Raw genomic sequence first — 13,038 nt, 5'->3', positions numbered from 1 at the left:
AGTGTGCCTCCCGGGTCAAATTGAAAAGAAATAAAGATTTAGTCAACCTCATAGGTTCGCAGATCAGCTGTATAATCTGTTCCTCTATCGATCCAGTCACTGTCTTCATAGGTGGTAGATCCAATAATCCTGCCGGATTTCCGCGCGAGGGATTGATACGGGCTGATTACAGCTATATCAACCAGTACATTATCGTAATAAAGATATAAGGTAACCGGATTAGTGTCATCGGTAATTAAAAAAGATTGGGAGAAATAGTCATAAGAGTCTCCGAGAGGACCAGTAATAACGATAGCTTGTTTAGAATTAAGCTCAACCGTCGGATCGTCTATCTCTATGACATCTGTACTGTCCGAACGTTCTATTCGTAGTTTGGATAGGTCAATACTCTCGCCTGTAGGATTATAAAGTTCAATAGCCTGCAGATAATCACTGCCAAAAACAGTTTCCGATATGAATATACCTGTAGCATTAGGTACGGCATCAGTAAAAGTAACTGTGAAGGTCGCGTCGACCGTGCCGCCGTTGCCGTCATTGGCGCTCACGGTAATGGTTGTGGTTCCTGCGCTAACCGGTACAATGGTCAGCGTGCTGCCGCTCACCGAAACGGTAGCCACGCCAGGGTTAGAGGACACGGCCGAAAGAGTAAGCGCGTCGCCGTCTTCATCACTGAAGACCGAACTGAGATCGGTCGTTTGTGTACCATCATCGATAGACTTGTTCAAGTCGGAGATGTTGTTTGCCACAGTCGGTGCATTATTTACCGGAACTGGAGCGGTAAAGACAGCAGTGAAGCTCGCATCGACCGTTCCGCCGTTGCCATCATCAGCAGTAACGGTGATCGTAGTTGTTCCGGCGCTAACCGGGACGATAGTCAGCGTGCTGCCGCTCACCGAAACAGTAGACACGCCAGGGTTGGAGGACACCGCTGAGAAGGAAAGCGTGTCACCGTCCAGATCGGCGAAGACCGAGCTCAGGTCAGCTGTCTGCACCCCATCATCGACAGACTTGTTCAAATTCGAGATGCTGTTCGCCACGGTTGGTGCATGGTTGACCGGAACAGGCGGAGTAAATACAGCGGTGAAGGTCGCGTCAACCGTACCGCCGTTGCCGTCATTCGCAGTAACGGTAATGGTTGTGGTTCCCGCGTTAACCGGCATAATGCTCAGCGTATTGCCGCTCGCCGAAACAGTAGCCACACCAGTGTTGGATGACACCGCTGAGAAGGAAAGCGTGTCACCGTCCAGATCGGCGAAGACTGAGCTAAGGTCAGTTGTCTGCACCCCATCATCGACAGACTTGTTCAAATTCGAGATGCTGTTCGCCACGGTTGGTGCATGGTTGACCGGAACCGGCGGAGTAAATACAGCGGTGAAGGTCGCTTCAATCGTTCCGCCGTTGCCATCATCAGCAGTGACAGTGATGGTTGTGGTTCCCGCGTTAACCGGTACCACAGTCAGCGTGTTGCCGCTGATCGAAACGGTAGCCACGCCGATGTCGGAGGACACGGCCGAGAGAGTGAGCGAATCGCCGTCCTGATCGGCGAAGACGGAGCTGAGGTCCTTGGTTTGCGATCCGTCATCGACAGACTTGTTCAAGTCTGAGATGGTATTTGCCACAGTCGGCGCATGGTTGACCGGAACCGGAGCAGTGAAGACAGCGGTGAAGCTGGCGTCGACCGTTCCGCCGTTGCCGTCATTCGCAGTAACGGTAATGGTTGTGGTTCCCGCAGTAACCGGCACAATGCTCAGCGTAGCGCCGCTCACCGAAACGGTAGCCACGCCCGTGTCAGAGGACACCGCTGAGAGAGTAAGCGCATCACCGTCCAGATCGGCGAAGACGGAGCTGAGATCCTTGGTTTGCGATCCGTCATCGACAGACTTGTTCAAATTCGAGATGCTGTTCGCCACGGTCGGTGCATGGTTCACCGGAACCGGAGGTGAAAAGACAGCGGTGAAGCTGGCGTCGACCGTTCCACCGTTGCCGTCATTCGCAGTAACGGTAATGGTTGTGGTTCCCGCGTTAACCGGCATAATGCTCAGCGTATTGCCGCTCGCCGAAACAGTAGCCACACCAGTGTTGGACGACACCGCTGAGAAGGAAAGCGTGTCACCGTCCAGATCGGCGAAGACTGAGCTAAGGTCAGTTGTCTGCACCCCATCATCGACAGACTTGTTCAAGTCTGAGATGGTATTTGCCACGGTTGGTGCATGGTTGACCGGAACCGGCGGAGTAAATACAGCGGTGAAGGTCGCGTCAACCGTACCGCCGTTGCCGTCATTCGCAGTAACGGTAATGGTTGTGGTTCCCGCGTTAACCGGTACCACAGTCAGCGTGTTGCCGCTGATCGAAACGGTAGCCACGCCGGTGTCGGAGGACACGGCCGAGAGAGTGAGCGAATCGCCGTCCTGATCGGCGAAGACGGAGCTGAGGTCCTTGGTTTGCGATCCGTCATCGACAGACTTGTTCAAGTCTGAGATGGTATTTGCCACAGTCGGCGCATGGTTTACCGGAGCCGGAGCAGTGAATACAACGGTAAATCCGGTATCGACCGTTCCGCCGTTACCGTCATTGGCGGTCACGGTAATGGTTGTGGTTCCCGCAGTAACCGGCATAATGCTTAGCGTAGTTCCGGTTACCGAAACAGTGGCCACGCCCGTGTCAGAGGACACGGCTGAGAGAGTAAGCGCGTCGCCGTCCAGATCGGCAAAGATTGAACCAAGACCCACCATCTGCGATCCGTCATTGACAGACTTATTCAAATTCGAGAGGCTGTTCGCCACGGTCGGCGCATGATTTACCGGAACCGGAGCAGTGAAGACAGCAATGAAGGTCGCATCGATCGTTCCGCCGTTGCCGTCATTCGCAGTAACGGTAATGGTTGTGGTTCCCGCAGTAACCGGTATAATGCTTAGCGTAGTTCCGGTTACCGAAACAGTGGCCACGCCCGTGTCAGAGGACACGGCTGAGAGAGTAAGCGCATCGCCGTCCAGATCGGCAAAAACAGAGCTAAGTGCGACTGTTTGCGAACCATCTGCTACAGATCTGCTTAAAGCCGGAATAAGGTTCGCCACAGTTGGCGCATGGTTCGCCGCATGTTGATTACCAGTGGAGACACTGGTTATCGGAGCGGTAATTACAATAGCTCCGGAAGCCGTCTGAACATGCTTGATGTTGCTCTGAATGGCTATGTAGTTCTGGATGATTTGCGCGGGTAGTACGTTATCCGGCAGATGCAGTGTTTGTATGGACAGGGACGGATCAATAGTAATCTTCGAGCCTGAATTAACTTTTAGGTTCTGTAATGAACCATTGCCGTTAATGGCGATAGACAAGGAAGAATTAATAGTGAACTGGTTGATATTTCCTTGTAGTTGAATTTTGGAGGCGCCTTCATTTAGCTTGAGTTCACCCGTTACATCTCCGTTAATCGTTACATCATCCGCAGAAATGCTGAGCAGGGTGTTGGAAGGAAGACTGGCAGTATACAGCTGAGCGCCTTTTTTTACAATTTCCAGCTCTTGCAATCCGCTCACATGACGGTTTAGCGAGCTGAATTTGAGCACTGCGCCTTCAAGCGCTTCACGGTTGGTATCCCCGATCAGCTCCTTGAGCGGGCCTTCAATAAGGTAGGAGGTATCACCGATGGTTACAAAATCCCTGTTTATCCTGGTGATTACAGCGGATTGCTCGGTTTGACTAAATGTATAGAGTAAGAGCGATGCAATATCCTGGCGCTGAACCGCAGCTTTTGGGTTAGAGATATTCTCGAAAAGCTCGGAAAGCTTTAGCTGTGCGGCAACGTCAACGGATGTTTTGGCCCATGCGCTGATTACAGTACCGTTTTCAGCCGGATTAGCCAGCATACTGCGCGCTCCGCTTCCATTAATGGCTCTTACAATAATAGTTGCCAGTTCCTCTGTGGTCACAGGCCGTGAAGGATTAAAACGTCCATTGCCGTCACCAGTCATAATCCCGGCTTGCTTGACCGCTTCTATAGCGTAGGTACTCCAACTGGAGTCAGATACATCCTTATAAAGAGAAAATGCTTTGGAGTCGGATTTCAGGCTTAAGACTTTGGTCAGGATCACGGCCAGTTCCTGCCGGGTGATTGTAGCTTCCGGCCGGAACTGGCCGTTCGGATCACCGCTCAAGTATCCCTTTTCTGCAGCATCGAGAATGGCAGAAATTTTGGACGGGTCTGCCTGCTTGAGATCGGTAAACACCGCTGTTTGTCCGGCAGAGGCTGCATCTGCGTAAGCTGCCGTGCCAAACAAAGTATTAAGAGCTATAAGAACGGCTCCCCATTTCACTGAAATGCTACTCAATAATATAACCCCCTGAAATAATCCTTTTATGACTGACTTTTTTGGATTTTAGAATCTATAAGTCATATATCGACAAAATTTTCGGAAAATTTATATATTTTATAGTTCTAAAGTGATGTTTATCGCTGTGTGATGAAAGATGAGCGTTGGAAAATATGTTCATTGAACTGAAAATGGGTAAAAAGACGCAATTCATTATCCGTATAAAAGATCTACAAGGATAAAACAAAAAAATATCCGTCAGCCAGTTAGAGGCTAACGGATATTCGCAAAAGCTTTTGTACATTTTAAAAAAATATGTGTCAATAGCGTCCTACAACAATGCCTCCACAGCGGGCTCAATATCCAGCGGATCAACCGGAGACTCAAACCGCTGCACTACATTGCCCTCGCGGTCGATCAGAAATTTGGTGAAATTCCATTTTACTTCATCATCCGTAAGGGAAGCGGGGTCACGTTCCTCAAGCATCTTCTGCAGCAGCCTGCTGCCGGAATGACCCTGATCGAAGCCGGCAAAGCCCGCCTCAGTGGTCAAAAAGCTGAATAAAGGATGTTTATCCGGTCCTTTGACATCAATTTTTTCAAAAAGGGGGAAGCTAACCCCATAGTTTATCTGGCAGAATACATCCACCTCTTCATTAGAGCCTGGTTCTTCCCCGAACTGGTTGCTGGGGAAGCCGAGGATCTGGAAGCCTCGTTCCTGGAATTTCTCATAAAGCTTTTGCAAGTCTGAATATTGCGGGGTAAACCCGCATTTGCTGGCGGTATTTACAATCAGCAGGACTTTTCCCTTATATTGCTCAAGGCTCGTTTCTTTCCCGCGGATATTGCGGGCAGCGTATGTATAGACACTCATTGGCAGCTTCAGCCTCCCGGAATTAACAGTGAATAGAATTTAACAATTGAATTGTATACAATTTAATTACGGGTGTCAAATAGACGGTTGATTTTTTTTATGTACGAAGCAGGCTGTTAAGCTTATACTAAGATGAACGAACCGTTTCTTCAGCAGGCAGAGCATCTCCCCAGGTATTGAAAAGAATATATTGCTGGAGGAAATTTAATGAGCACTACAGAACTTACTAGCCAACTTTCCAGTTTCACAGGAAGATTACTTAGAGAACGTTTCGGAAAAGGTCCGGAATCGATACATGCTTCCATCGGGCCGCAGTGTATTGCGCTGCATATCCGGAATTTTATCGGGCCTGTAGAGAGATTTCTGCTGAACAAAGAAGAAGAGCAGGCATTCCGTTATACACGGGAGCTGCTGATGAAATCCCTGCTTCCCGAGCTCTCGGACTACCTGAAGGAAACGATGGCTATTGAGGTCAGTGAGATTTTTTATGATTGGGGTATACATAACGCTTCCGGGATGATTGTTGCCCTCCTCAAAAACGAAGGGGTGGTTGGCGAGGATTACGCCGGACGTGATGAGGTTCATGCCCAGATCAACGAAGTAAGCCGAAAAGTACAGAAGGAACCTGTATTTACCGACTCCTGGTGGTTGGGACCCCGTATTCTGATCATCAAGCGCGAAGGCATTCTGATTCCTTTGGAGAAGGAACTGATCGGCCTCGGCTACGAGAATACACTCAAAACAACCAAACGAAAAATGGAAAAACGCTATCTGGAAGACACCACCACGATTGCACCGATGCTGCGCAAGGAGCTTTCGGATATTTATGTGGACTGGGACTTTGATAAGGATACAAGTGTGATCGCATATACGTTTCACTAAACTATATATTGGGCGGAAATGAGTCGGACATGAGAATGAGCCGAACATGAGCCGAAGAAGGGGGATAGGTCCCTTTCTTCGGCTTTTTCATTTTTATAACAATGGTAAACAGTAACTTTTTTGGGGGGAATTCGGCAAATGGAGGAGTATCAGCAGAGCGTGCTATATGTGGAAGATAATGAGCTGAATATGGTGTTAATGCATCATATCTTCAAAAAACATCTGCCCTCCGTATTGCTGCTGAAAGCTGAAACAGCTGAACTTGGACTGGAGATTGCATCCTACAGGGTGCCGGATCTGATTATTATGGACATTGGCTTACCCGGTATGAACGGATATGAAGCGATGGACACGCTGAAGTCAGATGAGAGTACACGCCATATACCTGTAATGGCTATCAGTGCATTTGCACAACGTTCGGATATTGAACAAGCCAAGGCAACTGGCTTTGCTGCTTACATTACTAAACCGTTCCAGGTTAAAGTCTTTACACACATCGTAAAAGAACTTCTAGCCGGAGACCCGTATACTCCATAGGGCGGGAATAACGAATATTATCCAAGGTGGAGAACTGGGGAGAACTCTGTCTGATAGCCGGTTTGTCAGTAAAAAGAAGTGACACGCTATACAGTTACTTTTTCTGGAGTAAAGTGGTGTTTTTTTCCTGATATAAGCATTTGACTTTCGCCCGTAGATGCAAGATATTATTATTACAGATTTTAATTAATTGAATGAATTTTAATACTCCACAAATGGGCGGTGGATCAGATGGTTAGACAGCTTCCAGAAGCGTATTCCCCTTTCGGGCAGACGGATCAGGCGGGTATTGCCGGAGCAGCCTTTCTCTCTATTGAGCAAAAATGGACAAGCGTCAGTCCTGAAATAACCTCAATGCTGGGGTATACGGAAAAACAACTGCTGGGGCATGATTTTAGAGAGCTTTTATGCAGGGATTTTGTTGAATTATATACCGGGAAGATGGGGGCTCTGAAAGAAAGCGGGGTTCCCTTTTTTGAAAGCGGAATCGGGATGGTTCATGCGCTTGGCCAGGTGGTTCCGCTGCTTCTGCATACAATGCTTATCAGCGACCCCTCCACAGGGGCTGCGCTATATTACATGATTCATCTGAAAAAGCAGCAAGATGAGGCAATGGTGCCGGACGGCAATGTTTCCGGGGATGAGCTGTACAAGCTGATTGCGGTCAATATCCGGGACATCGTGTATTATGCTACTCCCGATCAGATCTGCCGGTATTGTTCACCTGCGGTCCGGGAAGTGCTGGGTTATGAACCCGAACAGCTGACCGGCCGTAATATAAGCAGTCTTATTCATCCGGATGATCTGGATGTAGTGAACGGTCTTCGCGGCCGGTCAGCCGGGGAGCTGCCAAGGATACAGCTGCGGGTTCTTCATGCTGACGGGCGTTATGTCTGGATGGAATTTACGCTGCGCGTCCTTGAGGATCAGGCAGCGTCCGGGATACTGGCTGTAGGCCGGGATATCACTGAACGCAAAAATGTTGAACAGAAGCTGCAGGAATCAATCGAGCGTTACACTTCACTCAAAAAATATAACCATGATGCGATTATTTCACTGGATCTTCGCGGTAACATCATTAATGGCAACGAGCAGGCCTGCCAGCTGACCGGCTACACCATTCCTGAGCTGGCCGGGATGAGTGCAGCCATCATTATCGGGGAGCAGCAGCTGGATGAGGTGCTGCGCTATAACGGAGTTAATGGTGCGAGGGAGCAGAATCTTGATCTTATCTGGCATAAGGACGGCCACAGTGTCGAAGTACTGATTTCCATTGCCCCGATCATCATTAATAAAGCCAAGGTAGGATTCTATATTATTGTTAAGGATATTACTGAACAGAAGAAGCTGCTGATTGCCAAGGAGACGGCGGAGAATACGAACCGGGCCAAAGGTGAATTCCTGGCCATGATGAGCCATGAAATCCGCACCCCGATGAACGGTGTGCTCGGGATGACGGATCTGCTGCTTGACATCAGCGAGCCTGGCTCTGCGCAGCGGGAATATCTGGAGATCATCCGGCAAAGCGGCGACACCCTTCTGAGTATCATTAACGATATTCTGGATTTCTCCAAGAATGAAGCAGGCAAAACGGCGCTGCATGAGCAGCCTTTTGTGCTTAAGGACAGTGTAGACTCTGTGCTTGAGCTGCTCCTCCGCAAAGCCGAGGTCAAAGGACTGAGCATGACCGTCCGTATTGATCCTGATGTACCCGTTACCGTTATAGGAGACAGTGAGCGGCTCAAGCAGGTGCTGCTTAATCTGGTAGGTAACGCAGTGAAGTTCACCTATAGCGGAGGCGTAGCGGTCAAAGTCTCTCTGCTTGAACGGCAGGAGGGGCAGGTCAGGCTGCACTTCAGTGTTGCCGATACCGGAATTGGCATCCCTGAGGATTCCCGGAACCGGCTGTTCGAGCCGTTTGTCCAATTGGATCATACGGGCCGGCGGCATGAAGGTACAGGCCTCGGACTGGCGATTGCCAAGCAGCTTGTCGAACTGATGGGAGGATCTATCCGTTTGAATACCAGCGTGCAGCAGGGGGCGGAGTTTGAATTCACGATCAGGCTCAGGCTGCCAGACAGCCCGCCGGGTGAGCAGGGCAGCATATTGCCTGCGGCTTCAGGGCAGCCTAGCCGGAGTCTGCGGATTCTGGTCGCCGAGGACAATGAGATTAACCAGATTGTGCTCCGCAAAATTTTGGAGAAGCGCGGCTTCGCTGTAGATGTTGTGGCTGACGGTCTGAAGGCTGTACAGCTGGCTACGGACACAGAATACGATCTGGTCTTTATGGACGTGCAGATGCCGGGAATGAACGGGCTGGAAGCTACCCGGATTATCAGACAGTCGCTGGACCCGGAGCAGCAGCCGGTAATTATAGCGGTTACGGCCAATGCGCTTAAGGGCGACCGTGAGCATTGCCTGGAGGCCGGAATGGATGAATATATCAGCAAACCGCTGCGGAGTGAAGCTGTTACGAACCTGATCGGCAAGTTTTTCAATGAGTCGGGGAGAGTAAGGTTTCCGCGTGACCGGGAATAGCAGGCAATAAAGGTTCTATATTTGGACAAGAATGAAGCAAAAGATATTTTATCGCAATAAAGCTGCAAAACGGTGCAATAAGCCCTTGCGTCACATACGCTTTTTGATTAAGATAGCAGAAACCGGCGCCATATACAGCGTTGGAATATCAATTAAAGACTATGACGAAGAGAGTAAGTACTATATACCGATCTTAACAGGGAAGGTGTGCCGGAGACTGAGAGCACCCTCAGGAGACGTTTAGTACCGAAGTTCACTTCCGAGTCGGCCCCTGAAGTATCTGCTGCAGCATTTATGCGTAGGTGGGTCCGCGCCCCGCGTTAACGGGTGTAAGACAGAGTGTAGTTCAGGCTGGGGAAAGGGTAATTCCATTCTTCTGCTTTTAATTTTGGACTGATCTCTAAATAAGGGTGGTACCACGGCTCCTCGTCCCTTGCGGCGGGGGGCCTTTTTGCGTTCATAAATATACTGATTATCTAAGAGGGAGTGAGAGGGAAATGACAAATGTGGAATTGGATGAACTGAGAGCACGCCTGGATGAGATTAACGGACAGCTGCTGGAGCTGATCTCGGAGCGTGCGCAGGTTGTACAGGAGATTGGTGTTGTAAAAGAAAAGCAGGGCGTGCCGAAGTTTGATCCGGAACGGGAAAAAGCGATGCTGGAGAAGCTTGTAGCGAGCAACAAGGGACCTTTCACCGCGGGAACGATCCGCAGCCTCTTCAAACAGATTTTCGCTGCTTCTCTGGATTTGCAGTCTGCTGAACATAAGAAAAGCCTGCTGGTCAGCCGCAAAAGCCACAAGGAAGACACAGTTATCGTCCTGCCGGGCGATGTTGCGATTGGCGGCCTGTCCTCGGTAATGGTTGCAGGACCTTGCTCGGTCGAAAGCGAGCTGCAGACCCGAACGGTTGCAGCTGCCCTGCAAAAGGCCGGAATTAAAGTAATGCGCGGCGGCGCCTTCAAGCCCCGGACTTCACCGTATGACTTCCAGGGGCTCGGGATGGACGGACTCCGCATCCTTCGCGAAGCAGCCGATGAATATGGCCTGCTGACCATCAGTGAAATCGTTGATCCGGCCCATCTGGAGCCTGCGCTGGACTATGTGGATATTATCCAGATCGGCGCGCGCAACATGCAGAACTTCGAGCTGCTGAAGGCGGCGGGGGAGCTGAACAAGCCGGTGCTGCTGAAGCGGGGCCTTGCTGCAACGATGGAGGAATTCCTGCATGCGGCTGAATATATCATGTCGCGCGGCAACACGCAGGTCATGCTGATCGAACGCGGAATCCGCACTTACGAGAAATGGACGCGGAATACGCTGGATATTTCGGCCGTTCCGATTCTCAAGCAGGAGAGCCATCTGCCGGTGCTGGTGGATGTTACACACTCTACCGGACGCAAGGATATCCTGATCCCTTGTGCCAAGGCTGCACTTGCCGCCGGTGCCGACGGTATAATGGTCGAGGTTCATCCCGATCCGGCCACAGCGCTTTCCGATGCGGCGCAGCAGCTGAACATTGAGGAATTCAACACCTTCTACAGTGAGGTTAAGGCTTCCGGGCTGTTCCGTCAAAATTAAATGGCTCGTATTCCCGAGAAAATAGCAGTAATGAAGAGAATTATTTAGAATTAAACGCTTACAAGTGCATAAGTAACTTTTGTGGAGAGTAGGGCATTTCCGGTACAATTAGGAACATTGGCGTTGCACCGGACGAGGACATCTGGGGGATGTCCTCATAACCTTAACAGACACAGGAGGAAACAGCATTTTGAAGCAAAATCAATTGAATAACGGCTGGTTATCCAACACCAGAAGTGATGTCTTGTCAGGCATGACGGTGGCTATAGCGCTGATCCCGGAAGCGATCGCGTTCTCGATTCTGGCCGGAGTCAGCCCGATGGTCGGCCTCTACGCCTCCTTCTGCATTGCAGTTGTTACTGCATTAGCGGGAGGACGGCCGGGGATGATCTCGGCAGCGACAGGAGCCATGGCTCTGCTCGTCGGCAGTCTTGTGCTGAATCACGGGATCGAGTACCTGTTCGCAGCGACGATTCTCTGCGGAATTATTCAGATTCTGATGGGGATGCTGAAGCTGGGGCGGTTCATCACCTTCCTGCCGCAGCCGGTAATGACCGGCTTTGTCAACGCGCTGGCTATTCTGATCTTCATGGCCCAGCTGGTGCATTTTAAAGGACAGGGCTGGGTGATGTATGCCCTGGTGGCCTTGACGCTGGTGATTATCTATACTGTTCCGCGTTTCACCAAGGCGGTGCCGTCAGCGCTTGTGGCTATCATAATTGTATCGGTGCTTAGCATTGTGCTTGATCTTGATGTGAAGCGTGTAGGGGATATGGGCGAGATTACATCGGCTCTGCCGTTTTTTCATCTTCCGCAGCTGCCGCTCACACTGGACATGCTGCTGACTATTCTGCCATATTCATTGTCTCTTGCCGTTGTCGGCCTGCTTGAGTCACTGATGACAGCTACACTGATCGATGATATTACAGGTACTCCGAGTGATAAGAACCGTGAAGCCAAAGGACAGGGTCTGGCGAACATCGTTACCGGCTTCTTCGGCGGTATGGCAGGCTGTGCAATGATCGGCCAGTCCATGGTTAATATGAAATCGGGCGGACGGACCCGCCTGTCCACCTTTGTATCCGGGGTGTTCCTGCTGATCCTTATTCTTGTGCTCGGCGATGTGGTCAAGCAGATCCCGATGGGTGCTCTGGTCGGTGTCATGATCATGGTCTGCATCAGCACCTTTGAATGGAGCTCACTGACATCACTGATCCGCGTTCCGCGGGCGGATGCCCTGGTGATGATCGTGACCGTGGTGACAGTGGTTGCTACGGATAACTTGTCGATCGGCGTGCTGTTCGGCGTGCTGCTTAGCGCTTTGTCCTTTGCCTGGAAAATAGCCTCGATCAGCTTGCACGTGCATACCACCGGGGATACATCCACGTACACCGTTAACGGACAGCTGTTCTTCGGGACGACAAGCCATTTTGTCCAGGAGTTTAATTATGACGGCGATCCCGGGCAGATTATCATTGATTTTTCTCATTCGCATGTCTGGGATCAGTCAGCCGCCGCAGCCATTGCCAAGGTAACCGGCAGATACGGGGCGCTTGGCAAAAAAGTAACCATTACCGGCTTGAACGAACAAAGCACACAGCTCGTAAACCGCATCGGACCCGGCTTGACCGGAGGACATGCTTAACAGTGTTAATAATATACGGAATCACAGCCTTCTCTGCGGAGAGGGCTGTTTTTTTGTATGGTTAGAACAGTTTTGCATTTGATTTCCGTTTCTACCCGCGCTGGTGTGGAGTGGATGGACGAAATGAAGGGCAAGAGAGCCCTTCATTCCGGCTCGGGGGGCCGAATATACGAAATGAAAGGCATAAATGCCTCTAATTTCGCCTCGCGGAGCCGAATGGACGAAATGAAGGGCATAAATGCCTTTGATTTCGGCTCGCGGAGCCGAATGGACGAAATGAAAGGCACAAATGCCTCTGATTTCGGCTTGCGGAGCCGAATGGGCGAAATGAAGGGCACAAATGCCTCTGATTTCGGCTCACGGAGCCGAATGGGCGAAATGAAGGGCACAAATGCCTCTGATTTCGGCTTGTGGAGCCGAATGGGCGAAATGAAGGGCACAAATGCCTCTGATTTCGGCTCGCGGAGCCGAATGGACGAAATGAAGAGCACAAATGCCTCTGATTTCGGCTCACGGAGCCGAATGGACGAAATGAAAGGCACAAATGCCTTTGAAAACAGCTGCAGCCGCAAATGCAACAACATTGTAGTCGTAAGGCATCTATACCGTTACCTTTGCCAGCCGGAGGATGATTATACTTTTATGTAGTAATTCCAGCAAATAAGAGGTGTC

8 protein-coding genes are annotated in these 13,038 nt (G+C 50.5%); 6 read left to right on the top strand and 2 right to left on the bottom strand.

All coding sequences use genetic code 11. The features are described 5' to 3' along the window. Positions 1-38 precede the first annotated feature (38 nt). Both NST84_RS26805 and NST84_RS26800 read right to left on the bottom strand, forming a co-directional pair. Entirely contained in the window at positions 39-4,328 is a 4,290-nt protein-coding gene (locus NST84_RS26805) for an S-layer homology domain-containing protein (protein ID WP_342563109.1), read from the bottom strand. Between the two features lie 313 nt (positions 4,329-4,641). Further along, entirely contained in the window at positions 4,642-5,184 is a 543-nt protein-coding gene (locus NST84_RS26800; RefSeq protein ID WP_342563108.1) for a glutathione peroxidase, read from the bottom strand. A gap of 207 nt (positions 5,185-5,391) precedes the next feature. On the opposite strand from NST84_RS26800, the gene NST84_RS26795 reads away from it, so the two are divergent. The 6 genes from NST84_RS26795 (at position 5,392) to NST84_RS26770 (ending at position 13,014) form a co-directional block, all read left to right on the top strand. Then, a complete protein-coding gene (locus tag NST84_RS26795; RefSeq protein WP_342563107.1) occupies positions 5,392-6,066 on the top strand; it encodes a Na-translocating system protein MpsC family protein in 675 nt (224 codons plus the stop codon). A 138-nt stretch (positions 6,067-6,204) separates the two neighbouring features. Beyond that, positions 6,205-6,603: a response regulator gene (locus NST84_RS26790; protein WP_342563106.1), complete on the top strand. Its 399-nt coding sequence runs from the start codon at positions 6,205-6,207 to the stop codon at positions 6,601-6,603. A gap of 231 nt (positions 6,604-6,834) precedes the next feature. After that, positions 6,835-9,141 carry a PAS domain S-box protein gene (locus tag NST84_RS26785; protein ID WP_342563105.1) on the top strand — a complete coding sequence of 769 codons (2,307 nt, stop codon included), beginning with the start codon at positions 6,835-6,837 and terminating at the stop codon, positions 9,139-9,141. A gap of 497 nt (positions 9,142-9,638) precedes the next feature. Next, positions 9,639-10,721, top strand: coding sequence for a bifunctional 3-deoxy-7-phosphoheptulonate synthase/chorismate mutase (locus NST84_RS26780; protein ID WP_342563104.1), 1,083 nt, complete (start codon positions 9,639-9,641; stop codon positions 10,719-10,721). A gap of 190 nt (positions 10,722-10,911) precedes the next feature. Further along, positions 10,912-12,366: a SulP family inorganic anion transporter gene (locus NST84_RS26775; RefSeq protein WP_342563103.1), complete on the top strand. Its 1,455-nt coding sequence runs from the start codon at positions 10,912-10,914 to the stop codon at positions 12,364-12,366. A 57-nt stretch (positions 12,367-12,423) separates the two neighbouring features. After that, positions 12,424-13,014 carry a hypothetical protein gene (locus NST84_RS26770; RefSeq protein ID WP_342563102.1) on the top strand — a complete coding sequence of 197 codons (591 nt, stop codon included), beginning with the start codon at positions 12,424-12,426 and terminating at the stop codon, positions 13,012-13,014. Positions 13,015-13,038 lie beyond the last annotated feature (24 nt).

It is taken from the genome of Paenibacillus sp. FSL R7-0345 (genome assembly GCF_038595055.1).
Classification (GTDB): domain Bacteria; phylum Bacillota; class Bacilli; order Paenibacillales; family Paenibacillaceae; genus Paenibacillus_AQ.
The sequence above is the reverse complement of the archived record's forward strand: the minus strand, read 5'-3'. Positions and strand labels throughout refer to the sequence as shown.

What these genes read in the sequence shown, in the direction of transcription:
- NST84_RS26800 (WP_342563108.1), bottom strand. Translation starts at nt 5,184, where the DNA reads ATGAGTGTCTATACATACGCTGCCCGCAATATCCGCGGGAAAGAAACG.
- NST84_RS26795 (WP_342563107.1), top strand. Translation starts at nt 5,392, where the DNA reads ATGAGCACTACAGAACTTACTAGCCAACTTTCCAGTTTCACAGGAAGA.
- NST84_RS26790 (WP_342563106.1), top strand. Translation starts at nt 6,205, where the DNA reads ATGGAGGAGTATCAGCAGAGCGTGCTATATGTGGAAGATAATGAGCTG.
- NST84_RS26785 (WP_342563105.1), top strand. Translation starts at nt 6,835, where the DNA reads ATGGTTAGACAGCTTCCAGAAGCGTATTCCCCTTTCGGGCAGACGGAT.
- NST84_RS26780 (WP_342563104.1), top strand. Translation starts at nt 9,639, where the DNA reads ATGACAAATGTGGAATTGGATGAACTGAGAGCACGCCTGGATGAGATT.
- NST84_RS26770 (WP_342563102.1), top strand. Translation starts at nt 12,424, where the DNA reads ATGGTTAGAACAGTTTTGCATTTGATTTCCGTTTCTACCCGCGCTGGT.